This is a genomic window from Cohnella rhizoplanae (genome assembly GCF_948329515.1).
GTDB lineage: Bacteria > Bacillota > Bacilli > Paenibacillales > Paenibacillaceae > Cohnella > Cohnella rhizoplanae.
In genome coordinates this window covers 559,112-582,289 of record NZ_CAOJCN010000001.1, presented here as the reverse complement: position 1 = coordinate 582,289, position 23,178 = coordinate 559,112, and the positions used below count along the sequence as shown (strand labels likewise).

Annotated in this window: 25 protein-coding genes; all 25 read right to left on the bottom strand. The window is 64.3% G+C overall.

The features are described from left to right. Window positions 1–2: 2 nt before the first annotated feature. Entirely contained in the window at window positions 3–644 is a 642-nt protein-coding gene (gene rnhB / locus PQG80_RS02605; RefSeq protein ID WP_432432707.1) for a ribonuclease HII, read from the bottom strand. Window positions 645–848: 204 nt separating this feature from the next. Continuing rightward, window positions 849–1,709, bottom strand: coding sequence for a ribosome biogenesis GTPase YlqF (gene ylqF, locus PQG80_RS02600; RefSeq protein WP_271749563.1), 861 nt, complete (start codon window positions 1,707–1,709; stop codon window positions 849–851). Between the two features lie 93 nt (window positions 1,710–1,802). After that, window positions 1,803–2,534, bottom strand: coding sequence for a signal peptidase I (gene lepB / locus PQG80_RS02595; protein WP_271749562.1), 732 nt, complete (start codon window positions 2,532–2,534; stop codon window positions 1,803–1,805). A 115-nt stretch (window positions 2,535–2,649) separates the two neighbouring features. Next, window positions 2,650–2,991, bottom strand: coding sequence for a 50S ribosomal protein L19 (rplS, locus tag PQG80_RS02590; RefSeq protein ID WP_271749561.1), 342 nt, complete (start codon window positions 2,989–2,991; stop codon window positions 2,650–2,652). 233 nt (window positions 2,992–3,224) lie between these two features. Beyond that, window positions 3,225–4,037 (bottom strand): tRNA (guanosine(37)-N1)-methyltransferase TrmD, encoded by an 813-nt coding sequence (trmD, locus tag PQG80_RS02585; RefSeq protein WP_271749560.1) that lies wholly within the window; start codon window positions 4,035–4,037, stop codon window positions 3,225–3,227. 2 nt (window positions 4,038–4,039) lie between these two features. After that, window positions 4,040–4,585 carry a ribosome maturation factor RimM gene (gene rimM / locus PQG80_RS02580; protein WP_271749921.1) on the bottom strand — a complete coding sequence of 182 codons (546 nt, stop codon included), beginning with the start codon at window positions 4,583–4,585 and terminating at the stop codon, window positions 4,040–4,042. Between the two features lie 102 nt (window positions 4,586–4,687). After that, a complete protein-coding gene (locus tag PQG80_RS02575; protein ID WP_271749559.1) occupies window positions 4,688–4,921 on the bottom strand; it encodes a KH domain-containing protein in 234 nt (77 codons plus the stop codon). A gap of 30 nt (window positions 4,922–4,951) precedes the next feature. Next, complete coding sequence (gene rpsP / locus PQG80_RS02570) at window positions 4,952–5,224, bottom strand: 30S ribosomal protein S16 (protein WP_090117412.1); 273 nt, start codon at window positions 5,222–5,224, stop codon at window positions 4,952–4,954. A gap of 55 nt (window positions 5,225–5,279) precedes the next feature. Then, complete coding sequence (gene ffh / locus PQG80_RS02565; RefSeq protein WP_271749558.1) at window positions 5,280–6,665, bottom strand: signal recognition particle protein; 1,386 nt, start codon at window positions 6,663–6,665, stop codon at window positions 5,280–5,282. 70 nt (window positions 6,666–6,735) lie between these two features. After that, window positions 6,736–7,098 carry a YlxM family DNA-binding protein gene (ylxM, locus tag PQG80_RS02560; RefSeq protein WP_271749557.1) on the bottom strand — a complete coding sequence of 121 codons (363 nt, stop codon included), beginning with the start codon at window positions 7,096–7,098 and terminating at the stop codon, window positions 6,736–6,738. Between the two features lie 158 nt (window positions 7,099–7,256). Then, a complete protein-coding gene (locus PQG80_RS02555) occupies window positions 7,257–8,360 on the bottom strand; it encodes a stalk domain-containing protein (protein WP_271749556.1) in 1,104 nt (367 codons plus the stop codon). Window positions 8,361–8,464: 104 nt separating this feature from the next. Continuing rightward, the gene (locus tag PQG80_RS02550; RefSeq protein ID WP_271749555.1) at window positions 8,465–9,298 is read right to left on the bottom strand and encodes a sugar phosphate isomerase/epimerase family protein; all 834 of its coding nucleotides are present in this window, start codon (window positions 9,296–9,298) and stop codon (window positions 8,465–8,467) included. A 17-nt stretch (window positions 9,299–9,315) separates the two neighbouring features. Continuing rightward, window positions 9,316–10,320: a zinc-dependent alcohol dehydrogenase gene (locus tag PQG80_RS02545; protein ID WP_271749553.1), complete on the bottom strand. Its 1,005-nt coding sequence runs from the start codon at window positions 10,318–10,320 to the stop codon at window positions 9,316–9,318. A gap of 187 nt (window positions 10,321–10,507) precedes the next feature. Next, window positions 10,508–11,758 carry a pyridoxal-phosphate-dependent aminotransferase family protein gene (locus PQG80_RS02540; protein WP_271749552.1) on the bottom strand — a complete coding sequence of 417 codons (1,251 nt, stop codon included), beginning with the start codon at window positions 11,756–11,758 and terminating at the stop codon, window positions 10,508–10,510. Window positions 11,759–11,763: 5 nt separating this feature from the next. Further along, on the bottom strand, window positions 11,764–13,020 hold the full coding sequence (locus PQG80_RS02535) for a Zn-dependent hydrolase (RefSeq protein ID WP_271749551.1): 1,257 nt from the start codon (window positions 13,018–13,020) through the stop codon (window positions 11,764–11,766). Window positions 13,021–13,024: 4 nt separating this feature from the next. Continuing rightward, entirely contained in the window at window positions 13,025–14,410 is a 1,386-nt protein-coding gene (allB, locus tag PQG80_RS02530) for an allantoinase AllB (protein ID WP_271749550.1), read from the bottom strand. A gap of 31 nt (window positions 14,411–14,441) precedes the next feature. Continuing rightward, window positions 14,442–14,792, bottom strand: a complete 351-nt coding sequence (gene uraH / locus PQG80_RS02525) for a hydroxyisourate hydrolase (protein ID WP_271749549.1) — start codon at window positions 14,790–14,792, stop codon at window positions 14,442–14,444. Between the two features lie 16 nt (window positions 14,793–14,808). Further along, window positions 14,809–15,330 (bottom strand): 2-oxo-4-hydroxy-4-carboxy-5-ureidoimidazoline decarboxylase, encoded by a 522-nt coding sequence (gene uraD, locus PQG80_RS02520; RefSeq protein ID WP_271749548.1) that lies wholly within the window; start codon window positions 15,328–15,330, stop codon window positions 14,809–14,811. Continuing rightward, window positions 15,327–15,818, bottom strand: a complete 492-nt coding sequence (locus PQG80_RS02515) for a nucleoside deaminase (protein ID WP_271749547.1) — start codon at window positions 15,816–15,818, stop codon at window positions 15,327–15,329. Before PQG80_RS02515 ends, uraD begins: the two co-directional genes overlap by 4 nt. Next, complete coding sequence (locus PQG80_RS02510; protein WP_271749546.1) at window positions 15,815–16,321, bottom strand: (2Fe-2S)-binding protein; 507 nt, start codon at window positions 16,319–16,321, stop codon at window positions 15,815–15,817. Before PQG80_RS02510 ends, PQG80_RS02515 begins: the two co-directional genes overlap by 4 nt. Window positions 16,322–16,348: 27 nt before the next feature. After that, window positions 16,349–18,625 (bottom strand): xanthine dehydrogenase subunit D, encoded by a 2,277-nt coding sequence (gene pucD / locus PQG80_RS02505; RefSeq protein ID WP_271749545.1) that lies wholly within the window; start codon window positions 18,623–18,625, stop codon window positions 16,349–16,351. Then, the gene (locus PQG80_RS02500) at window positions 18,616–19,563 is read right to left on the bottom strand and encodes an FAD binding domain-containing protein (protein WP_271749544.1); all 948 of its coding nucleotides are present in this window, start codon (window positions 19,561–19,563) and stop codon (window positions 18,616–18,618) included. The genes pucD and PQG80_RS02500 overlap by 10 nt, the downstream gene beginning before the upstream one ends. Before the next feature lie 29 nt (window positions 19,564–19,592). Further along, window positions 19,593–20,522, bottom strand: a complete 930-nt coding sequence (locus PQG80_RS02495; protein WP_271749543.1) for an ABC transporter permease — start codon at window positions 20,520–20,522, stop codon at window positions 19,593–19,595. Window positions 20,523–20,538: 16 nt separating this feature from the next. Continuing rightward, window positions 20,539–21,651 carry an ABC transporter permease gene (locus tag PQG80_RS02490; protein WP_271749542.1) on the bottom strand — a complete coding sequence of 371 codons (1,113 nt, stop codon included), beginning with the start codon at window positions 21,649–21,651 and terminating at the stop codon, window positions 20,539–20,541. Beyond that, a complete protein-coding gene (locus PQG80_RS02485; protein WP_271749540.1) occupies window positions 21,648–23,174 on the bottom strand; it encodes an ABC transporter ATP-binding protein in 1,527 nt (508 codons plus the stop codon). The genes PQG80_RS02490 and PQG80_RS02485 overlap by 4 nt, the downstream gene beginning before the upstream one ends. Window positions 23,175–23,178 lie beyond the last annotated feature (4 nt).

The following is a 23,178-nucleotide window of genomic DNA, read 5'->3' as shown; positions in this document are numbered from 1 at the left end:
CGTTAAAATAATGTCTGCTGCTCCACGGCATATTTGGATAAAAACGACCTTCGGTGAAGCGGCGTAGGTCCGAGCGACAGAAGCGCGTCCCGATGGACCTTGGTCGCATAGCCCTTGTGATCCTTAATGCCGTAGCCCGCGTAATTCACGTCCCAGATCTCCGCGCACAATCGGTCGCGGGTCACCTTGGCGACGATGGACGCAGCGCCGATCGATTGGCTGAGCATATCGCCCTTGATGATCTTCGTCTGCGGGAACGGGAGCTCGACCGTCTCCGCGTCGATCAGCAGATGCTCCGGGGTTACGGACAGCTTTTCCACGGCCAGCTTCATCGCGAGTCGGGAAGCCTGCCGAATATTGATCCGGTCGATCGTCTCGGCATCGACGCGGCCGACCGCCCAGGCGACCGCGTTCGCGAGGATGACGTCGTACAGCTCGTCCCGCTTTTTTTCGCTCAGCTGCTTGGAATCGTTGATCCCCTCGAGCACGAGCCCTTGCGGCAAAATGACGGCCGCCGCGACGACGTCGCCGAACAAACAGCCTCTTCCCACCTCGTCCACGCCGGCGATCGCACCGATTCCGCCGGTCCAGAGCTCTCGTTCGTACGTCAATCTATCGATGATTTCTTCTGTCTTCAAACGCATCTACCGCCTTCGGTACGCAATCTTCCGCCCTTTTTTCCGTTTCTTGCGATTTTGCGACGTTTGTTTCTATTGTCCGACAACTTGACCGATCCGGCAACCCTTTTCAGTTGTCTAAAAATACGCGTGTACGACGCCTTAACCCCAGGCCTTCGTCTTGCTATAAAAAAAGCTCGCCGACTTGCGTCGGCGAACCCTTTTACAGCTTTACGGCGTTTCGAGCGATATGCGCCCCAGCTTGCCGGATCTCAGATCCCGCAGCAGTACGCCGGCCGCCTTGTCGTAGTCGACATGGCCGCCGCTGCCGAGACAGCCGCGCCGCCGTCCGATATCCGACAGCACCTCGGCTGCGGCCGCGGTGTCCGGGATGTCCGCCGGAAGCTCGTTCAGACCGTAACGTTCGATCAGCGTATCCCGGTATCCCTTCGCCAGGTAACGGATCAGCGTGCAACCGACCTCGTCCACATGGAGGACTTCCTCCTTGATCGCGCCCGTCGCGGCCAGCCGGAACCCGACGACGGGATCCTCGAACTTGGGCCATAGAATGCCCGGCGTATCCAGCAACTCCAAGCCGCCGCCCGTCCGGATCCATTGCTGCCCCTTGGTGACGCCCGGCTTGTCGCCCGTCACGGCCGCGCTGCGCCCGGCGAGCTTGTTGATCAGCGTCGATTTCCCTACGTTCGGGATGCCGACGATCAGCGCGCGGGCCGGCCGCGGCTTCATGCCCTTGGCGATCTGCCGGTCGATCTTCTCCTGGAGCAGCGCCTGGACGCGTACCGCAATGTCCTTGACGCCCGTGCCGGTACTCGCGTCGATCAGAAGCGCGCTGTGCCCGAGCGACTGGTAATGCGCCAGCCAGCTCGCGTTGGCGGCCGGGTCGGCCAGATCCGCCTTGTTGAGCAGGATGAGCCTGGGCTTGCTGCCGATGATCTCGTCGATCATCGGGTTCCGGCTGGCTTCGGGAATACGAGCGTCCAGGAGCTCGAATACGACATCGATCAGCTTGAGCTTTTCTTCGATCTGCCTTTTGGCCCGGGTCATGTGACCGGGGAACCATTGGATGGTCAAATGAAACGGCCTCCTTGTGTGTGCGCCTCGGAACGCGCAGGCTGCGCGGCTTCCGTCGCCCATGGGCAGAGACGAGGGAGCGTCAAGCCCGGCTTAGTATCCGCGGCCGATGTATTTGATCTTGTCGAGCGGCCAGAAGACGAGTTCGGCCCGTCCGACCACGCGATCGGTCGGCACGTAGCCGATCATTCGGCTGTCCTTGCTGTTCGGACGGTTATCGCCCATGACGTACAGCATGCCGTCCGGCACCTTTCCGTCCGGAAAGGTCTCGTTCGGGAAGTCGCTGCTCCATTTTTCTTCGTTGTACAGCTGTCCGATCGCATGCATCTCTTCGTAAGTATCTTGCAGATACGGCTCTTCGATCTTGTTGCCGTTGACGTAAATATCGTCGCCCTGTACTTTGACCGTATCTCCGCCTACGGCGATGACGCGCTTGATGTAGTCCCTGTGCTCGTCCGGCACGTGGAATACGATGACCTCTCCGACCTTCGGCTTGCGGATGTCGTATAAGGCTTTGTTGACGATGATGCGTTCGCCGTTCCAGAAGTTCGGCTGCATCGACTCTCCGTCTACGATAAACGGATTAAAAAGCAGCCAGCGGATCAGAATGACGAGCACGCCCGCGATCGCCAGCGCTTTTACCCATTCGACCACTTCTTTGCCGGCCTTGGAGTTGCCCGCTCGCGGGCCCGGAGGCGCCGCATTGTCGCCGGACTCCGCAGGCGGCGCGTCCGAAGGCGTCAGGCCGGCAGGCGAGCCGGGCGCGGACGGCGCGGCGTACGCCTCCGCCTGCTCCTTATCGTTCCGCTTGTCAGATTGATCCATAAGCTCGCCTCATTTCTGCCTTCATCTAAGTATACCCTTTGGTGGGCATGTATTTCTTATGGTCGAAGAACGCAAAAGAGGGCTTGAACGAAAGCCAAGCCCCCTTGCTTTTTCATTATCGAATTTCCTTGATGCGAGCTGCCTTGCCGCGCAGGTTGCGCAGGTAGTAGAGCTTCGCACGGCGAACCTTACCGCGGCGCATCACTTCGATCTTCTCGATACGAGGCGAGTGAACCGGGAAAGCACGCTCGACGCCGACGCCGTAGGAAATCTTGCGAACCGTAAAAGTCGCGCTGATCCCGCCGCCGCGACGCTTGATCACGACGCCTTCGAAAAGTTGAACCCGCTCGCGGGAACCCTCGACGACCTTAACGTGAACCTTCAGCGTGTCGCCGGCACGGAATGCCGGAATGTCCTTGCGCAGTTGCTCTTGCGTAATGACTTGAATCAAACTCATGGGGATGTCCCCTCCTTCCGCCATAGACGTTCTTGCCGCTCCCCGGATCTTCATGCCCGGATCGTAGCGCACAGAGGACCGTCCGATTAATCATGCCGTGCACCGGCGGCATAAAGCCGAACAGAGGCATCGACATACACAACATATGAAATTTTATCACAAACACCGGGCGCGTTCAAGTACGAATCTTCCATTCGCATTGAACTCTATCATTGAGCGTGAATAAACGGATACTAGGCGTCGCCTTCGTCCGTGTGCTTCGCCGCTTCCTCCAGCCACATTTTCTCCTTGGCCGACAGCTCGACCCGATCCAGCAACTCAGGGCGGCGCGCCTGCGTACGCAGCAGCGACTGCTGCCTTCTCCACTTGTCGATCTCCGCATGATGTCCCGACAGCAGCACGTCCGGCACCTGAACGCCGCGGAAGTTCACGGGCCGCGTATAATGCGGATATTCGAGCAGACCGTCGCTGAACGAATCGGTCACGGCGGAGCTCTCGTTGCCCAGCACGCCGGGCAGCAGCCTGACGACGGCATCGACGACCGTCATGGCGGGCAGCTCGCCGCCGGTGAGCACGTAATCGCCGATGGACAGCTCGTCCGTCACCAGATGACGGCGGATCCGCTCGTCGTAGCCTTCATAATGGCCGCAGATAAAAATGAGATGATCCTCGCGGGACAGCTCCTGCGCCTTCGCCTGCGTGAAGGTCTCCCCCTGCGGACACATGAGAATGATGCGCGGAGGACGCGCCGCGCTGTCCTCGGCCGCAGCCTGGCCGCCCGCGTCTTCGCCGTCCGTCGCTTCCGCCAGGAACGTCCGTCCTGTCACCGCCTCTACGGCGGCGAAGATCGGGTCCGGCTTCAGCACCATGCCGCCGCCGCCGCCGTACGGCGTATCGTCCACGGTATTGTGCTTGTTGTTCGCGTAGTCGCGGAAGTTCACGGTATTCAGCGACACGAGCCCGCGATCGCGCGCTTTGCCCAGGATGCTGCTGCCGAACACGCCTTCGAACATCTCGGGAAAGAGCGTCAGTACGTCTACGCGCATCGTCAGAGCAATCCTTCCATCAGATGAACCTTGACCTTGCGCGCGGCCACGTCGACTTCCTTGACGACCTCGTCGATGTAAGGCAGCAGTAAATCTCCGCCCTTGGGCCGCTTCACGACCCAGACGTCGTTCGCGCCGGGGGAGAGAATCTCCTTGACGTAGCCGAGTTGCTCGCCTTCCTCGGTGACGACGGCGCATCCGACGATATCGCTGAGATAGTACTCGTCTTCTTCCAGCTCCACGCGGTCTTCCGCGACGACCTTCAGCTCCCAGCCCTTGTACTTCTCGACCTGGCTGATATCGTCCCAGCCCTTGAGTCGGACCACGAACATGTTTTTTTGCTCGCGCGCGCTGACGACCTCGACCTCGGCAGGCTGCCCGCCCGCTTCCGGATTCACGAGGAGCAGCCGGTTGCCCGCGCGGAATCTGACGTCGGGGAAGTCGGTCTGCGGCCACACCTTAATCTCGCCTTTGACGCCGTGGGTATTGACGATTTTGCCGACGTTCAGCAGTTGATGATCTGACAAGGGAACGCCCCCTTTTACCATAGAATAACCCGATTCGCCGCCGGCGATCACGTCATGCGCTCTACGAGCGAGAGCGAAAAAGCCCGGAACGCTATTGCCGCGCCCCGGACTTAAAGCCTGCTGCTATTCGGATACGATGTCCACGATGACGCGTTTGTGGGTCTTGACCGCGGCGGACGAGACGACCGTGCGCAGCGCCTTCGCGATCCGCCCCTGCTTGCCGATGACCTTGCCGACATCGCCGGGATGAACGGTAAGCTCGTACACCAGGCCGCGCGCGTCTTCCTTGACCTGAATTTGTACGTCTTCCGGATGATCCACCAATGCCCGTGCAATAACCCTTATGAGTTGTTCCATGGCTGTCAGCCTCCGGGGAAATCCGACGTATTACTTCGAGAGCTTGGATTCGTGGAACTTTTTCAGAACGCCAGCCTTGCTCAGGAGATTGCGGACCGTATCGGACGCTTGCGCGCCGGATTGCAGCCACTTCAGTGCCTTCTCCTCGTCGATCTTCACTTCGGCCGGTTGAGCGACCGGATTGTAGATGCCGATCTCCTCGATGAAGCGGCCGTCGCGCGGGGAGCGGGAATCAGCTACCACCACGCGGTAGAAAGGGGCTTTGTGAGCGCCCATACGCTTAAGACGAATGCGAGTTGCCATTTTAAACTTTCACCTCCTTAACAAGATATCGGACGAGCCGTTGAAGACCTGTAATTTAGAAAGGAAACTTCATGCCCTTGCCGCCTTTGCCGCCGAGCAAATTCTTGAGGCCCTTCATCCCGCCCTTGGGTCCCTTCGGACCCATCATGCCGGAGAATTGCTTCATCATCTTCTTCATGTCCTCGAACTGCTTGAGCAGCCGGTTCACGTCGGCGACGGTGGTGCCGCTGCCGGCCGCGATCCGCTTGCGCCGGCTGTAGTTGATCATATCCGGCTTCTGCTTCTCCGCCTTCGTCATCGACTTGGCGATCGCTTCGGTACGCCCGATCTGCTTTTCGTCGATCTTGAAGTTCGGATTGGCCTTCAGCTTGTTCATGCCGGGCATCATGTCGAGCAGCTGGTCGAGCGGTCCCATCTTGCGGACCTGCTCCATCTGCTCGAGGAAGTCGTCGAAGGTGAACTCCGCGGTGCGCATCTTGCGCTCGAGCTCCTTCGCCTTCTCCTCGTCGATGTTGGTCTGCGCCTTCTCGATGAGCGACAGCATGTCGCCCATGCCGAGAATCCGCGACGCCATCCGGTCGGGATGGAACGCCTCGAGCTGGTCGATCTTCTCGCCCGTGGAGGCGAACTTGATCGGACAGCCCGTCACGGCCTTGACCGACAGGGCGGCGCCGCCGCGCGTGTCGCCGTCGAGCTTGGTCAGCACGACGCCGGTGAGCTCGAGCTGCTCGTGGAAGCTCTTCGCTACGTTGACGGCCTCTTGGCCCGTCATCGCGTCGACGACCAGCAGCACCTCGTCCGGATTGACCGCCGCATGGATCTGCTTGATCTCTTCCATCAGCGCTTCGTCGATCTGCAATCGGCCCGCGGTATCGATGAGCACGTAGTCGCGGCCCACTTCCTTGGCGCGCGCCACGCCCTGACGGGCGATCTCGACCGGGCTGACCTGGTCGCCCAGGGAGAACACCGGCACGTCGATCTGTCCGCCGAGCACCTCGAGCTGCTTGATCGCGGCGGGACGATAGATATCGCCCGCTACGAGCAGCGGCTTGTGGTTCTGCGACTGTAGCAGCTTGGCCAGCTTGCCGACGAGCGTCGTCTTGCCCGCGCCCTGCAGACCGGCCATCAGGACGACCGTCGGCGGCCGGTTCGACTTCGCCAGCTTGGACTGGGTGCCGCCCATCAGCTCGATCAGTTCCTTGTGGACGATGTCGACCACGACCATGCCGGGCGTGAAGCTCTTGGTCACTTCCAGACCGACGGCCTTCTCCTTCACCTTGGCGATGAAGTCCTTGACGACCTTGAAGTTGACGTCGGCCTCGAGCAGCGCCAGCCGAACCTCGCGCATCGCGTCGTTGACATCGTCCTCGGACAGCTTGCCCTTGCCCCGCAGCTTGCCGAACACGTTCTGCAGCCTTGTCGTCAAACCTTCGAATGCCATAAGCCGGTCCCTCCCTTCTTCGAAAATCTTGCATCTATTCGTACAATCATATCATTTGCGGGGTTCGCGTTCAAAGATCGCCGTCTTCGGAGCCTCTCAGGCCCGCCGCCGTCCTGGCCAGCGCCTCGCGATGCGGCTCGGGAAGCCCGCCGATCTGCCGGTCCAGCGCGTCCAGCCATCCGTGCAGCCGCACGTGCCGCGCCATCAATCCCAGCTTGTCCTCGTAGCCCTCGAGCGCCTGCTCGGCACGCTTCAGGTGTTCGTACACCGCCTGCCTGCTGATCTCGAAGTCCGCGGCGATCTCGCCGAGCGAGTAATCGTCGTGATAATAAAACTTCAGAAACGTCTGCTGCTTGTCGGTCAGCAGCGGCCCGTAAAAATCGAACAGCATGTTCATCCGGGTCGTCTTCGCGAGTGCGCGTTCGCCTTGCATCACGATCACTCCTATGCTGTCAAGGGAAACGACTTGACATGCCGCGTCCGAAAACTATCATAAGCTTTGACCCCGGGCGTTGTCAAGGCAAATACCTTAACACGATAAAAAGAACCCATGCCGCCCGCGAAGGGGGCAATGGGTTCTGCGCGAAGCGATTAACGTCTCATGAAAAATCCGAGCAGCTTCTCCGTCTCGGGATCGAACACGATCGTCAGCGGCCCGATCAGCGCATCCTGATCCGTGCTGTAGTAGACGGCGATCAGCTTGCCGCCGGCGGCCTTGATCTCTTCGACGCGCTTCTTCTCGGCGTCGCCCGAAGGGATCAGGCCGGCGCTGTCGGGATCGATGACCGCCACCTGGGCTTCTTCCTTCTTGGTCAGCAAATGCGGCAGCTGCTCTGCCGGCACGAGCTTCCAGGCGATCTCGCGGTAAGCTGCGATCTGCTCGGCGGTCGGCTGATCCTCCAGTACGACGATCGTATCGATCGGCGCGACCTTGCCTTCGGTAATGGTCGGACCATAGTACGCCCGAACCGGCGTACCCGGCTTAAGCTGCGTCCAATCCGCCGGCCGGCCTTCCTTGTCGACGAGGCGCGTTTCCTTGCCGGACTGGAGCGTGAGCACCGGGGTCTCCGAACCGTCCTTCAACTCGGAGAACTGAATCCGCCAGCCCCCGTCCGCCTGCTCGATCGTATAGACGGCCTGCTCCTTGACCAGGCGCTCGGCCGTGACGGTTACGGACGCGGCATGGGACTGTCCGGGGTAACTCATGGCGATCACCGGGCCGTACTGGGCGATAATGTGCATGCCCGCCTTCAAGTCGCCCGCCGCGATCTTCTTGCCGTCCGCGCCGGCGATCTCCGTCTTGGCGTCGGCCGTCAGGACGATCCACGCGTTCGGCCCGGTACCTAGCACCTCGAGTCTGACGCCGCCGTCCGCGGTCGCAGTCGCGCTCGCCACGACGCCGGATGTCATCAAGTAGTCCGCTTCCTCCGCCGGCGCCTCCTTGCTCGTCAGATCCAGCTGTTTTTGATGCCAAGAGATTCCGTAGCCGAACGCTTCGGCCGCATCGCGGACCGGAAGATAAGCTTTACCGTTGATATAAACCGGATGAAGCTGCGTTTGCTCTCCGTTAACCGAGACGGAGATATCGCCGCGAAGCTGGCCTGTCACTTTCTCGATGAGTCCCGCCGCGCTGGCGCCCGTCGTGGCCAGAAGCCCGGCCGCGGTCGCGAGTATGATCCATTTCTGCTTTTTCATGAGTAGTGCTCCCTTCTGGACATGGTGTGCGTCAAGCGTGATCACCGTCATTAACGCACGCGGCCGTCCAAAAGTTACACCTGCAGCGTATAATCATCCATTTTTTATAACGGAATATTCAATTCTTCGGCGACGCCCCGGATATAACCGGCGGCTTCTTCGCCTTCTTCCGGCGCATGAAGATGCTCGATAATGAGCGAGGTGTCCGGATCCAGCTTGTGCAGTTCGCCAAGAAACGCGCGGTAATCCAGCGCCCCGCGGCCGGGCACGACCTCGTCCAGATGGACGGTCAGCTTGCCCGCGAGCCTGATATCCTTGGCATGGCAGTTGCGGATATAAGGGCCCAGCTTGGCGAAAAAGTCGCGGATCATGTCGCCGTTCTTATAGTAGATCCGCGGGCTCGATACCATATTGACCGGATCGAAATGCACCGCGAACGCGGGACGGTCGATCGCGCGGAGCAGGGCCAGGTACGAATCCGCCGAGTCGGGATACACCCAGGGCATCGTCTCCAGCGCGAAATAGGTGCGCGTCGGGCGCACGTCGTCGATGATCTCCCGCACGGTGTCCACGATCAGCGCGAACGTGTCGTCCGAAAAATTTTCCGGATGCGGGCCGTCCCACTGCTCCCCCCGGGAGCCGGCGATATTGACGCAGCAGCGCGCGCCCACCCTGTCGGACAAGTCCAGCTGCGTTTTACAATGCGCGAGCGCCTCCCGCCGCACCTTTTCGTCCGGGCTGATCGGATTGCTCCATGCGCCTACCTCCGAGATCGTAATGTCATGATCGGCGGCGGCCCGAACGTACGCTTGGACGACTTCCTCTCCCGCGCCTTTCAGGTCCGGCCATACCGCGGACCGGTAGCCGCCCTTTAACACTTCCTTCACCCACAATTCCGGCGTGCCCGTATCACCGAACAGCTGACTGCCCAAGCGCATAACGCTACCTCCTCAAATTAGATTTCGTTGACGACAACCGCCTTCAGGAGCGACGCGTCCGCGCCCATGACTTGGCCGAAGCTAGACGGCAGATCCTCCAGCCGGAACCGGTGCGTGACGAACGCCAGGAGATCCAGCTCGCCGGCGACGGCCATCCGCTGCAGTTCGGCCCCGTCCTCCATCGAGGAATATAGCGATCCGATCAGCGTCAGATGCTTGTGAATGAGGCTGCTCGAATCCAGCGCGAACTTCGCGCCTTCCCCGATCGAGACGATCGTGCCGCCGATGGCGATCAGCTCGAAGATCAGCTCGTAGGAAGCGGCCTTGCCCGAGCAGTCGATGCCGTATCCGAAGCCGGATGCGCCCGCGAACTCGCCAAGCTGCACGGCCGCGGCCTCGCCCGGCGGGACCGCGGTCGCTGCGCCGAGCCGCAGCGCTGCCGCTCTGCGCGCCGCGATCGGGTCGACCGCCGCGACGACCGCGCCCTTGGCCTTGCATAGCGCGACAGCCGCGAGTCCGATCGGCCCGCAGCCCGTCACGAGCACGCGGTCGCCGGGGCCGATGCGCGCGCGCTTGAGCGCAGCGTACGGCGTCCCCCAGTTGTCGAATAGCAGTGCGCCCTGCTCGTAGCTAAGCGCCGGATCGAGCGGCAGGCAGTTGCGCGCCGGCACCGCCATCCGCTCGGCGAAGCCGAAGCCCATGTGGACGAGCGGCGCGGCGCCGCAGCGCACGAAGCGTCCCGCGCGGCATTCGTCGCATTCGCCGCAGCCCTTCACGTTGTTGACGGCGACCCGGTCCCCCGGCTTAAAGTCCGTCACGCCGGGGCCGGTCCGGACGACGACGCCGGCCGCTTCGTGTCCCGCCACGTAATCGCTAGGCGATTCCACGTGCCAGAACCATTTGTCGGAGCCGCAGATGCCGCAGGCCCTAGTCTCGACCAGCACTTCGCCGGGACCGGGCTCGGGCGCATCCGATTCGACGACCCGCAGGTCTTGCGGACCGAACGCTTTAACAGATCTCATGCAAGGCACCTCCTATGATGCGAAAGCGGACAATCGTTTGGATCCCGTTTTATAAACGCGTGTTTACGCTATCATTATAACAGACCGCCTACCGATATCCAACAAAATCGCCCCTATAAACTTGCCGGATCGCAAACGAAAAAACCTCTCCGATCGGAGAGGGGATTCCTATCGCACGCAGCCGCGCTCAAATTGCCGTCGCCGCAGCCTCGTACACGTCCAGCGCCGCCTGAAGCGCCGCGCCTGCCCTGACTTGCGCGCCATGCCGCGCGAGCACGGCCTCGAACGCGCCGAGCAGGCGCAGCACATTATCCCGGCGGCAGCTGTAGCCCATCGTGCCGATGCGCCAGATCCGGCCCTTGAGCGGACCGAAGGAGCTGGCGATCTCGATGCCGAACATCGACAGCAGCATCGCGCGCACGGATTCGCCGTCGATCCCTTCGGGGATCTCCACGCAGGTGACCACCGACATTTTGCACGCAGGATCGCCGTACAGCTGCATGCCCATCGCCGACAGCCCCGCGACGAGCGCGGTCTCGTGATGCCGGTGCCGCGCCCAGCGCGGTTCCAGCCCCTCCTGCAGCGCGATCCGGAGCCCTTCGCGCAGCCCGTACAGCATGCTGGTCATCTCCGTGTGGTGATTCAGCCGCGCCGGGCTCCAGTAATCCTGCAGCTGGGCGAGATCCAGATAGTTGCTCTGGATCATACGGCGTCCCTCCGCCGGCTCGGCATGCGCCATGCCCGGGACGCGAAGCCCCCGCTCCACGCGCTTGCGGGCGAGCACCTTCGCTTCGGCGCGCGCGTTGTAGGTGATCGGCGCCATGCCCGAGGGCACGGACAGGCACTTCTGCGTGCCGCCGACGACGGCGTCGAGCAGCCAGTCGTCCGTCTCCACGGGCACGCCGCCGAGCGTCGCGACCGCGTCGACGACGAGCAGCGCGTCCGCCTCGCGGCACGCGGCGCCGATGCCGTCCAGCGGCTGCACGCGGCCCGTCGACGTCTCGCCGTGCACGACGGCGACGAGCTGCGGCCGCTCCCGCCGGATCGCGTCCGCGATATCGGCCGGATCGAACACGCGGCCCCATTCTTGCTCCAGGGTCGCGACCTCGGCGCCGCACCGCTCCGCGATCTCGTGCAGCAGATGGCCGAACCGCCCGTAGATCGGCACCAGCACCTTGTCGCCGGGCTCGACCAGGCTCGTCAGCACCGCCTCGATGCCCGAGCGGGACGTGCCGTCGACCGGGTACGCCCACCGGTTGTTCGTACGGAATACGAGCCGCAGCATTTCCATCGTGTCGTTCATCAACGCGGTGAATTCGGGGTCGAACTGACCCAGGATCGGGTACGACAGCGCGCGCAGCACGCGCGGATCGACCTCGACGGGGCCCGGCGTCATAATCGTGCGCGGCGACGGGGACAGCTCGGCGAATGCGCTCATCACATCTACTCCTTGTAAGCCAAATCGTACAATACGGAGACGAGGACGGCCGCCCCTTCGGCCAGCTGCTCGGGCGTCGTGTATTCGTCGGGCGAATGGCTGACGCCGGCGCGGCTCGGGACGAAGATCATCGTCGTCGGACAGACCGGCGCCAGGAGCTGCGCGTCATGCCCGGCGCCGCTGACCATGCGCTGATAGGACAGCGACAGCCCCGCGCAGGCCGCCTCCACGCGGGCGGTCAGCCGCTCGCTCATCGGGACCGGCTTGGTCGCCAGCCAGGGCGTCACGCCGAGCCGCAGCCGGCGCCGGTCCGCGATCCGTTGAATTTCGTTCAATACGAGGTCGGAGAAAGCCGACAGGCTCCATTCGTCCGAGTGGCGGATATCGAGCGTCATCTCGACGAACCCCGGGATGACGTTGGGCGTATTCGGGCTCGCCTCGATCTTGCCGACGGTGGCGACGAGCGGCTCCCCCCAGGAGGAGGCGAGCGACTCCAGCTTGAGCGCCATCTCCGCGGCGCCCGCGAGCGCGTCCTGCCGCAGCGTCATCGGCGTCGTGCCCGCATGGTTGGCGGCGCCGCCGATCGCCAGCGCGTACCTGCGCTGGCCGGCGATCGTCTCGACGATGCCGATGCGCCGGTTGCGGTGCTCGAGCACGAGTCCCTGTTCGATATGCAGCTCCACGAAGCCCGCGAGCGGCGCCAGCCGGCAGTCCGGACCGTCCGCTCTCCCGAACCCGGCGGCCCGCATCGCCTCCTCGAGGGAGACGCCGTCTTCGTCCTTGTAAGCGCCGGCCTGCCGCCAGTCGTAGATGCCAGTCGCGTTGCCGGAGCCCCAATAAGCGATCGGGAAGCGGCTCCCCTCTTCCTCGCAGAAGGAGACGACCTCGAGCGGTCGGACAGGCCTGCCGAAGGTCCGCTTTAAATAGCCGAGCGCCGCGATGCCGGCCGCGATGCCGTAGGCGCCGTCGTACTGCCCCGCATGCCGCACCGTATCGATATGGGAGCCCGTCAGCACGGCGGCTTCGCCGCCGCGCGTCCCGCCGATCCGGCCATACAGATTGCCTACGTTGTCGTAGCGGACCTCCAGGCCCGCCTCCACCATCCGCGCGGCCAGCGCCGCCTGGGCGCTGAGCCAGGATGCGGAGTACAGCAGGCGCGTGACGCCCGGTTCCTCCGGCTCGTCGGTGTGCGCGGACATCTCTACCAGCAGCGCCGCGATCTCGTCCTTCAGGACGTCGATCGGAATCTCGGACAGGCTCATGCTCTCACCCTCTCTTCTTCGGGATTAAAGGCTCGCCGCCGCCGGCCCGTACGATGCCTTCGTTCAGCGAATACACCAACTCTCCGCGCAAATACGTGCCGACGACCCTGCAGGAGAACGTCCTGCCGATATAGGGGCTGTGTCGGTGGCGCTGATAGAGATCCTCTCGCCTGAGCGTGTACGAGGCCTCGGGGTCGACGATCGCGAAGTCGGCGTCGAGACCGATCGCGATCCGGCCCTTGCGGCCGTCCAGGCCAAAGCGCCTCGCCGGTCCGTCTGCCAGCAGCCTCGCGATGACGGGCAGCGGGATGCCGCGCTTCACCGCCCCTTCGCCCAGCATCAGCTCGAGGCTGCTCTGCGCGCCGGCGATGCCGCCCCAGGCGTCCATGAACGTGCGGCCCTCGAGCGACTTCCACGCTTCGGGCGAGGGCGAATGATCCGAGGCGATCATGTCGATCATGCCGCCCGCGACCTGCGCCCAGAGACGCTCGCGGCTAGCGCCGTCGCGCATCGGCGGCGCGCATTTGGCCGCAGGTCCGATGCGCGCCATGTCCTGATCCGTCAGCGTCAGATAGTGCGGGCAGGTCTCCGCCGTGACGTCGATCCCTTCGCGCTTGGCCAGGCCGATCAGCTCGACCGCCTCCGGGCTGCTGACATGCACGAAGTGGAGGCGGCAGTCCGTCTCGCGCGCGAACAGCAGCGCCCGGCTCACCGCTTCGAGCTCGGCGACGACCGGCCGGGAAGCGATAAAGCCGGCCGCGTCCGTCCGGCCCTCGGCGGCTGCGATCGCCGCGAGACGCGCCGTGATCGCGTCGCTCTCCGCATGGAGCCCGAGCAGCCCGCCGAACGAAGCGAGCGTACGCATCCCCGACAGCAGCGTCACGTCGTCGACTTCGCGGAACCGATTCTCCGCCTCGCCGCCCGGATCCGACAGAAACGCCTTGAACGCCGCGACTCCCGCCTCGTGCAGCGGCTGCAGGTCGCCCGCGTTGTCCGGCACGAGCCCGCCCCAGAACGCATAATCGATATTCGCCACGCCCGCGGCGCGATCGGCCTTCATCGACAGCGCTGCGGCATTCACGGTCGGGGGGAGCCCGTTCAGCGGCATATCGATACAGGTCGTGCACCCGCCGGCAGCCAGCGCCGCCGTACCGGTCGCGAAGCCCTCCCAGTGGCCCATGCCCGGCTCGTTCAGATGCACGTGCGCATCCACCATGCCGGGCAGCACCCATTTCCCCAGCGCGTCGACGATCCGGACGGCCGAAGCCGCGGGCAGATCCTCGCCCAATGCGGCGATCCGGCCTTCGCGTATGCCGATATCCAATATCGCGGTTTCGCCGGGCAGCACGACGAGCCCGCCTTTCACGATGAGATCGTAGCCTTCCTTCATCCTGCAACCCTCCGTTCGCCGCCCAAGGCGCTCAGCTTCCCCGGTACGTGCTGTACCCGCCCGGCGAGACCAGCAGCGGCACGTGATAGTGGCTCGAAGGCTCCGATACCTCGAAGCGGATCGGCACTTGGTCCAGAAAAAACGCGTGCGCGTTGCCGCGAAAATAATCTCCGACGCCGAACAGCAGCTCGTAGGTGCCTTCGGCCAAGTCATCCCCCTCCAGCAAAGGTCCGTTCAGCCGCCCGTCCTCGTTGGTGAACGATTCAGCCAGCAGCGTCCGCGCCGACCGGTCCTCGCCCAAGCCGAACAGCTGCACCCGCATGCCTGCGGCCGGCCTGCCGATCGACGTGTCGAGCACATGCGTCGTCAATTTGCCGCTCATGGGCGCCGCCTCCCTTCTATTCGTCCGCCACCAGGCCGTAGAGTCTGAATCCGGTGATGCGTCCGATCTGCGCGACCGCCTCCGCGAGCTCCAGTTCCGGATCGTTATTCACGCGCGCCTGCATCGCTTCCAGGATCTCGTCCTTGAACTTGCCCTTCACCGCCAGAATGAACGGGAAGCCGAACCGGTCCACGTAAGTTTTGTTCAGCGCGGAGAATAGGTCGTATTCCTCCGGCGTTAGCCGGTCGAGACCGGCTAACGCCTGCTCCGACGCCGAATACGGCGTGACGGAGAGGCGAGTGCCCAGATCCGGATGAGACCTCAGAAACGCGATGAGCCGTTCGCGCGGCGACCGCCGCACCGCGTCCATCATCGCCTCGTGCAGCGCGGCGGCCGTCGGATACGGCCGCCCCTCCCATGCCGCTTCGGCCACCCAGGGCGAATGCTCGAACACGCTGCCTAGCGCCGCGACGAAATGCGTTTGATCCAGTCCGTTTATGGCCGCTATCGACATTTTTCCTTTCGCGGCGCCGCTCATGTCCAGTAGCCTTCGTGCACCGCGACGACCGCCTGCTCGATTTCCGGGAACGGCCCGACGACCTCGATCGGTTTGCGCCCGCGCGCCAGGATATCCCGGCAGGGCATGTCGGGCGTCAGGTTCTGCTCGTCGTCGCCCGTCAGCTCGGCCAGCCGTCGCTCGGAGATACCGTAGACGATGCGCCCGACATGGCCCCAATATATAGAGCCGGTGCACATGGCGCAGGGCTCGGCGGTCGAATAAAGGGTGCATTTCCACAGATAATCCTTGGCGTACTCGCCCGACGCGCGCTGCATGAGCGACGTCTCGGCATGCCCCGTGCATACGCGCCCGGTAATCTCGATATTGCCCTGCTCCATGAGCACCTCGCCCTCGGGTCCGACGAGCAGGCAGCCGAACGGCGTATTGCCGGACGCGCGCGCCCGGCGCGACACTTCGACGGCTTTGCGGATGTAAAACAAATGCAGCTCTCTCTCGTTCGCGTTCATCCCGTTTGCTCCCTCTTCAGCTCGATCGCCTTTTTGACCGCCCGCAAAATGCCGCCGTAACCGGTACACCTGCACAGATTGCCCGATAGCGCCTCCTGGATGTCAGTGTCGGCCGGCGAAGGGTCGTTCGCCAGCAGCGCGGTGACCGAGACGATCATGCCAGGCGTGCAGTAGCCGCACTGGTAGCCGCCTTCGTCCAGAAAACACTGCTGAACGAGCGTCATGCCGTCCTCCGACAGGCCCTCGATCGTCGTGACCGATTTGCTTTGGCACTGGTACGCCATCGCGAGGCACGAATTGACCGGTTCTCCGTCCACCAGCACCATGCAAGCCCCGCAGCGTCCGATCTCGCATGAACGCTTGGTCCCGGTGAGTCCGAGGTCGTCCCTCAGCACGTGCAGCAGCCGCTTGGAGGGCGGCACGTCCAGTTCCGTCTCGCGACCGTTCACGCGAATGCGCAGGGGCGCGGACCGGCCGGCGGATAAATAGGTTTTCTCGATCATGTCGCCTCGCCTCCCGCGTCGATTCTCCTAATCAAACCGAAAGCGTTCCTGCAGCAGCGCCGGATCGATCGGCAGCTTGCTCACCCGCTTGCCCGTCGCCTGATAGACGGCCTCCGCGATGGCGGGCGCCAGTCCCACCGAGCCGAGCTCGCCGATCCCCCGCGGGCCGTGCTCGTCGCCTTCGGGCAGCTCCTCGATCGCGTCCACCGTCACCCCGCCGCTCTGCTCGACGATCGTCGGCACCAGATAGGTATCCAGGTTCTTGGTCACGTAATGACCGCCATCCATCACGGCGTCCTCCGTCAGGGCGAAGCCGAGCGCCATGCTGCTGCCGCCTTCGATCTGACCGAGATAGCCCTGGGGATTGATCACGGGGCCGGCCGCGACGGCATGGTACTGATCGGTCACGCGGACGCGCCCCGTCAGCGTGTTCACCTCGACCTCCACCGCGACGGCGGCGTACGAATACATGTAGTGCGCGCCGACGCGGTCGACGGGCGACGTCGGATAGCTGAAGCGCGTCTGCGTCCGGATCGGCTGGGCCGACGACGCAGCCAGCGACGCAGCCAGCGACGCATAGTTCATCAGCAGCCGGCCGTTCTCCGCGGCGCGGATCCCGCCTTCGCCGAGCGCGAGCGCGTCGGCCGGCTTGCCGAGCGCGACGGAAGCCGCTTCAAGCAGCTTCCCGCCGAACGGCCCGCGCATCCGCCTCAGCGACTGCCACATCATGCTCGTCGCCCGCGACGCCGTCGTGGAGCCGCTGTCGGGGACGACGTCCGTATCGCCGATCGTGACGACGATGTCGCGCTCGGCGAAGCCGAACATCTCGACGAGCATCTGCGTGAGCGACGCGATCAGCCCTTGGCCGAACTCCTCGTAGCCGAACGCCGCCTCGATCTTGCCGTCGGCGCGCAGCTCGAGCCTGCCGCCCGCGGGGTCGGGGATGCCGACGCCCAGGCCCGCGCCGTGCATCACGTATGCCGAGCCGATGCCGCAAAGGAGCCACGGCGCGGTCGACGAAGACCGCAGCGCCGGGTCGCTTCTCCGTCCCCACAGCGCGCTCCCCGCGAGCGACTCCCACACCTGGCCCGCGCCGCCCGTCACCGAGATCGGCTGGCCGAGCGGACCCGGATCCTCCGCCTGCCGCAGGTTGCGCCGCCGGAGCTCCCAAGGATCCATGCCGAGCAGCGCGGCGAGCCGATCGAGCTGCCCTTCCAGGGCGAAGATCGCCTGATTGCCGCCGAAGCCCCTGAATTCGCCGGACATCCCGTTGTTCGTGTATGCCGATACGGTGTCCACGTCGACCGCCCCGTAGCGGTAGGGACCGACGACGTGCTCCGTCGCGAAGTTCAGCACCTCGGCGCCCAGCGTCGAATACGGACCCTTGTCGGCGACGACGTACGCCCGGTGCGCGACGAGCCGCCCGTCGGCGTCCACGCCCGTTTTCATCCTAATCTTCATCGGATGCCGCTTGAGGCCGGCGCGGACCGACTCCCACCTGGAGTTGTGCAGCTTCACGGGACGACCGGTCGCCAGCGCCAGCAAGGCGCCGTACGGCTGCACGTTCAGCTCGTCCTTCCCGCCGAACGAGCCGCCGATCGGGCTCGAGACGACGCGGATCTCCGCCTCCGGCTTAGCCAGGATGCGGGACAGCTGCATCCGGTCCATGAAGCCATGCTGCGTCGGGGAATAGGCGGTCAGCCTGCCGTCCTCGCCGGGCACGAATAGACCGCCTTCGGTTTCCATATACGTATGCATCTGTCTGGGCGTCGAATAAGTCTCCTCGACGATATGCGCGGCCGCGGCGAATCCGGCTTCGATGTCCCCGAACTTGAATTCGTTGCGGTGAAAAACATTGCCTTCGGGATACAGCAGCGGCGCATCGTCCAGGATGGCGCGCTCCGGATCGTCCACGACCGGCAGCGGCTCGTATTCGACCTCGATCGCCGCGAGCGCCAGCTCCGCCAGCTCCGCCGTCTCGGCGCCGACCGCGGCGACGGCATCCCCGATGAAGCGGACGCGGTCCTCGCAGAAGACGGGATAATCCGGACGCGCGATGCCGAAGCGGTTGAGCCCCGGCACGTCCTTCGCGGTCAGCGCCGCGTGCACGCCCGGCATCGCGAGCGCCTTGGACACGTCTATTCGGCGTATATAAGCATGCGGATGGGGACTGCGGAGCACGCGGCCGATCAGCATGTTCGGCAGCGACAGGTCGGTCAGGTACGCCAGCTTGCCCGTCACCTTGCCCGTGCCGTCGGGACGGATGCGCCAGCGGCCGCCGCTCGTTTCCCGGTTCAGCAGCATGGCTTTTCCCCCTCTCCAGGTCCGCGGCCGCCGGCTCCGCTCGCCTGCCAGAGCGCGGCGGCGGCGAGATTGGCCGCGGTCATCCGCCGGTAATCCTCGCCGACAAGCGGATCCGGCATAGGCGCGTATTCGCCCATGACGACCGCGTGCAGTTCTTCGAGCAGCGCAGCGTCCGGCAAGCGTCCCCGAACCAGCGCTTCGGCCGCGGCGAGCCTCGCGGGGATCATGGTCCCTCCGCCGGCGGAGATCCGGATGTCCGCCACAGCGCCGTCTCCGTCCAGCTCGACGTTCAATGCCACGTTCACGACCGGCGGGATAAAGGCTTCCCGGCGGCCGACTTTATGAAAAGCGCATCTGCGCCTTGCGTTCGGCGTTATCGGCATGCGACAGGCGGCGGGCAATAAGATCGCGATCAGCAAGCCCGGCGCGCCGCTCAAGCCCGCGCGCTCCCGGTCCAGCCAATCGGACAGCGGTTCAAGCACCGTGCCGGCATCGTTCTGCCAGAGCAGCTCGCTATCCAGCGCGAGCAGCGCGGTCGCCATGTCGCCCGTGCGGGAGAGCGCGTTGCCGCCGATCGTCGCCAGGTTGCGCACCGCGGGGGCCGCGATCGTGCGCGCGGCTTCCATGATCAGCGGATACGCGGCGAAGAGTCCGGCGTGGCTGCGGCACTGCGCCAGCGTCGTAATCGCGCCGATCCGCCAGCCGCCGTCTTCTTCGTCTACCGGCCCGCAGCCGCTCAATTCCGCGACGCCGGTCAGATCGATCATATGCGCGGGGTACGGGGCGAGGCCCGCTTCCCACTGCGTTCGCAGCAGCGTGCCCCCTGCGACGAACGAAGCGCCCGTACCTATTTCCCGTTTCAACCGCCAAGCTTCCTCGGCGGAGACAGGCTGCCATACGGAGGGAGACCGGAGGAGCTCCCCGTGCGGATAGGCCATTGCGCTCTCCCCCTTCGTCCTGACTTTGACTAGAAGCGCTGCTCCCGGATATACGGCAGCCCGAGCGACTGCGGCGTGCCGGACAGCTTGTTGCGGCTGCGCCAGCCGAGATACATGAGGACGAGAATCGTAACGATGTAAGGAATCATCTTGAGGAAGTAGGAAGGAATCTCGCTGCCGATCAGCTGGATCTTGAAGCCGATCGTGTCCATCGCGCCGAAGAAATAAGCGCACAGCAAGGCGCGGATCGGATTCCATCGGGCGAATATGATCAGCGCGACGGCGATCCAGCCGCGTCCCGCGGTCATGCCTTCGGTCCAGGTCGGCGAATAAGCGAGCAGCATGTCGGCGCCGGCCAGGCCGATCAGGATCGTGCCGGCGATGACGTAGCCGTAACGGAATGTCTGCACGCGGATGCCCATGACGTCGGCGGTCGCCGGATTGTCGCCGATGGCGCGCAGATGCAGGCCCCAGGAGGTGCGGTGGATGAACAAGTGCAGGACGACGACCAGCGCGAAGCTGAACCAGGTCAGCACGTTGAGATGCCCGAATACGTCGCCGAGAAAAGGTACGCCGTCCAGGAAGTCCAGATCGAGCTTCGGCACCGAGCCCGGAACCGGCGTGCCCGCGACCGACTTGCCGAGGTAGGCGCTCAGACCCGTGCCGAACAGAGTCATGGCCAGGCCGCTGACGGTCTGGTTCGCCCGCAGGGTGACCGTCATAAAGGCGTGAACGAGGCCGAGCGCGATGCTGATGCCCGCGACCGCGAGCAACGCGAGGGGCAGGCTGCCCGTTTGGATGAAGGTCATGCAGGAGATGACGGCGCCGAGCAGCATGATGCCCTCCGCGCCGAGCTGAATGATGCCGGAGCGTTCGATGAGTATGCCGCCGAGCGCGGCGAACAGGAGCGGCGTGCCGGAAGAGATCGCGGCGATGACGATCTGCGTGAACGTATCCATGGTCGGCCTCTCCTCTCTATGCGTTGCGCCGCAGCCGGAACTTGCCGAGCATGCCGCCGGCGATCAGGAAGAACAGGATCGCGCCCTGTATCATGTTGGAGATGGACGACGGCAGGCCGATCGTCTGCACGCTATAGCCGCCGACGATCAGGCCGCCGAACAGGACGGCGGAGACGACGAGACCCGCGGGATTGAGCTTGGCGAGCCAGGCGACGATGATCGCCGTGTAGCCGTAGCCGGGAGAGATGCCGTACATGAGCCGATGCGAGACGCCCGACACCTCGGCCATGCCGGCCAGTCCGGCGAGACCGCCGCTGATCAGCATGACGAGCAGGATATGGCGCTTGATCGGGATGCCGGCGTTCTTGGCGGCTTCGGGGTTGGCGCCGATGAGCCGCAGCTCGTAGCCCCACTTCGTGTACTTGACGAGCAGACCGTACAGGACGACGGCGAAGAGCGCGAACGCGAGGCCCAAGTGAAGCCGCGTGTCGCCCAGCGCCGGCAGCGTCTGCGCTTCGTTAAACATCGGGGTACCCGGAAAGTTGAACCCTTTCGGATCCTTCCACGGACCGAATACGAAGTAATCGAGCAGCAGGATCGCGACATAGTTGAGCATGAGCGAGGTGACGAGCTCGTTGACCTGAAAATAAGTGCGGGGAATCGCCGTAAGCAGTCCCCATATGCCGCCGGCGGCGATCGCGAATACGACCATTAGCGGAATCGTGCCGTAGATCGGCAATCCCGGGAACCAGATCGTGACGGCCGTCGCCGCCACTGCGCCGACGAGGAACTGCCCTTCGGCTCCGATGTTCCAGACGGAGATGCGGTAGGCGATGGCGACGCCGATGCCGCACAGCAGGAGCGGGATCGCCTTGACGAGCGTCTCGGTAATGCCGAAAGAAGAGCCGAAGGCGCCGTTCACCATCTTGGCGTACACAGTCATCGGATTCATGCCGTTCGCGGCGATGAAGACGCCGCACAGCAACAGCGCGAGCAGGATGGAGAGCGGCGTGACCCACCAGGGGTTGCCGGCGCCCGCCGGGTCGATCTCGATCCGGTAAGACCACCGCCGTCCGGGCGTCTCCGCAGGTTCGAGCGGCGGCGTGGCCGCGGCTTGCGGGTTGCTCATATCGCGACCTCCTCCGAACCGTGGAGTCCGGCCATGTACATGCCGATGACCTCCCTGTCCGCTTCGCCGCGGCCCAGCTCGGCGACGATGCGACCGCCGAAGATGACGAGGATCCGGTCCGACAGCTGCATGACCTCGTCGAGATCCTCCGAGATAAGCAGCACGCTCTTATCCTCGGCGCGGAGCTTGGCGAGCAGCCGGTGGACGCCTTCGGTCGCGCCGACGTCGAGTCCCTGCGTGGGATGCACGGCGACCATCAGCTTCGGGTCATGATGGATCTCTCTGGCCAGCAGCAACTTCTGCTGATTGCCGCCCGACAGCTGCTGCACGGGCGTATCGATGCCCGGCGTCCGCACGTCGAACGCCTCGACCAGCTGCTGGCCCCAGGCTCTGTTGCGGCCGATGCGCAGGAAGCCGAACGTCGCGCGGTCGGCCGAGCGGTACGACTTGAACAGCAAATTGTCGATGAGTCCGAGACTGCCTGCGAGTCCGCTCTTCATCCGGTTCTCCGGCACGTGCGAGATGCCCGCCTCGATCGCGCCGCGGACCGACGCGTTTTTGAGCGGCCGGCCGTCGAATTCGATCTGCCCCCGGCGCCAGGGAATAAGGCCGGTCAGCACCTCGGCCAGCTCCTTCTGCCCGTTGCCCGCGACGCCTGCGACGCCTACGATCTCGCCGGCGCGTATGCTGAGCGACAGGCCGTCCAGCGCCTTGCGACCGTGCTCGGCCATGACCTCCAGCCGGTTGACCTCCAGCAAGGTCTTTCCGGGCGTCCTCGGCGGCAGCTCTCGCCGCGCGGCGATCTCCTTGCCGACCATGAGTCTCGCCAGCTCGCGCTCGTTCGTATCCTTTTTGTCGATCGTATGGATCATCTTGCCTTTGCGCATGACCGAGATGCGGTCGGCGACGGCCATGACTTCCTTCAGCTTGTGCGTCGTCACGATGACGGTCTTGCCCTCTGCCTTCATCGCCCGCAGCGTCTCGAACAATTGATCCGCTTCGCCGGGTGTGAGCACGGAGGTCGGTTCGTCCAGGATGATGAACCGGGCGCCCCGGTAGAGCGTCTTGACGATCTCCACGCGCTGCTGCTCGCCCACCGACAGCTGCCAGATCGGGCGGTCGACCGGGAAGGCCAGGCCGAACTTTTCGGCCAGCTCCTGGATCTCCCGCTGCTTGTTTTTCATCCAGTTCGGGCCGCGCCAGAAGGAAGAGCGCTCGCCGAGCACGATGTTCTCCGCCGCCGTCAGCGTCGCGACGAGCCTGAAGTTCTGGAACACCATGCCGACGCCGAGCTTCGCGGCATCCTTGGGAGAGCGGATGCGGACCTGTTTGCCGCCGAGCAGAATCTCGCCGCTCGTCGGGCGGTAGACGCCGGACAGCATGCACATCATCGTGCTCTTGCCCGCGCCGTTTTCCCCGAGCAGCGCATGTATCTCCCCCGCTCCGGCCGCGAAGTCCACGCGGTCGTTGGCGACGACCGAACCGAATTGCTTGACGATCTGGCGCATCTCGATAGCGTGCATCGTT

Coding starts and splice junctions, on each gene's coding strand:
- ylxM (WP_271749557.1), bottom strand. CDS start 7,098: ATGCAAGGCGAACGCGCACTCGCGAAGACGACCCGGATGAACATGCTG.
- PQG80_RS02555 (WP_271749556.1), bottom strand. CDS start 8,360: ATGAAAAAGCAGAAATGGATCATACTCGCGACCGCGGCCGGGCTTCTG.
- uraH (WP_271749549.1), bottom strand. CDS start 14,792: ATGAGCGGCAAATTGACGACGCATGTGCTCGACACGTCGATCGGCAGG.
- PQG80_RS02540 (WP_271749552.1), bottom strand. CDS start 11,758: ATGAGCGCATTCGCCGAGCTGTCCCCGTCGCCGCGCACGATTATGACG.
- uraD (WP_271749548.1), bottom strand. CDS start 15,330: ATGAGCGGCGCCGCGAAAGGAAAAATGTCGATAGCGGCCATAAACGGA.
- trmD (WP_271749560.1), bottom strand. CDS start 4,037: ATGCGCGTAGACGTACTGACGCTCTTTCCCGAGATGTTCGAAGGCGTG.
- pucD (WP_271749545.1), bottom strand. CDS start 18,625: ATGCTGCTGAACCGGGAAACGAGCGGCGGCCGCTGGCGCATCCGTCCC.
- PQG80_RS02500 (WP_271749544.1), bottom strand. CDS start 19,563: ATGGCCTATCCGCACGGGGAGCTCCTCCGGTCTCCCTCCGTATGGCAG.
- ffh (WP_271749558.1), bottom strand. CDS start 6,665: ATGGCATTCGAAGGTTTGACGACAAGGCTGCAGAACGTGTTCGGCAAG.
- PQG80_RS02490 (WP_271749542.1), bottom strand. CDS start 21,651: ATGAGCAACCCGCAAGCCGCGGCCACGCCGCCGCTCGAACCTGCGGAG.
- PQG80_RS02485 (WP_271749540.1), bottom strand. CDS start 23,174: ATGCACGCTATCGAGATGCGCCAGATCGTCAAGCAATTCGGTTCGGTC.
- rpsP (WP_090117412.1), bottom strand. CDS start 5,224: ATGGCAACTCGCATTCGTCTTAAGCGTATGGGCGCTCACAAAGCCCCT.
- PQG80_RS02550 (WP_271749555.1), bottom strand. CDS start 9,298: ATGCGCTTGGGCAGTCAGCTGTTCGGTGATACGGGCACGCCGGAATTG.
- PQG80_RS02545 (WP_271749553.1), bottom strand. CDS start 10,320: ATGAGATCTGTTAAAGCGTTCGGTCCGCAAGACCTGCGGGTCGTCGAA.
- rimM (WP_271749921.1), bottom strand. CDS start 4,585: ATGGTAAAAGGGGGCGTTCCCTTGTCAGATCATCAACTGCTGAACGTC.
- PQG80_RS02510 (WP_271749546.1), bottom strand. CDS start 16,321: ATGATCGAGAAAACCTATTTATCCGCCGGCCGGTCCGCGCCCCTGCGC.
- lepB (WP_271749562.1), bottom strand. CDS start 2,534: ATGGATCAATCTGACAAGCGGAACGATAAGGAGCAGGCGGAGGCGTAC.
- PQG80_RS02535 (WP_271749551.1), bottom strand. CDS start 13,020: ATGAGCCTGTCCGAGATTCCGATCGACGTCCTGAAGGACGAGATCGCG.
- rplS (WP_271749561.1), bottom strand. CDS start 2,991: ATGAGTTTGATTCAAGTCATTACGCAAGAGCAACTGCGCAAGGACATT.
- PQG80_RS02495 (WP_271749543.1), bottom strand. CDS start 20,522: ATGGATACGTTCACGCAGATCGTCATCGCCGCGATCTCTTCCGGCACG.
- PQG80_RS02515 (WP_271749547.1), bottom strand. CDS start 15,818: ATGAACGCGAACGAGAGAGAGCTGCATTTGTTTTACATCCGCAAAGCC.
- PQG80_RS02575 (WP_271749559.1), bottom strand. CDS start 4,921: ATGGAACAACTCATAAGGGTTATTGCACGGGCATTGGTGGATCATCCG.
- rnhB (WP_432432707.1), bottom strand. CDS start 644: ATGCGTTTGAAGACAGAAGAAATCATCGATAGATTGACGTACGAACGA.
- allB (WP_271749550.1), bottom strand. CDS start 14,410: ATGAAGGAAGGCTACGATCTCATCGTGAAAGGCGGGCTCGTCGTGCTG.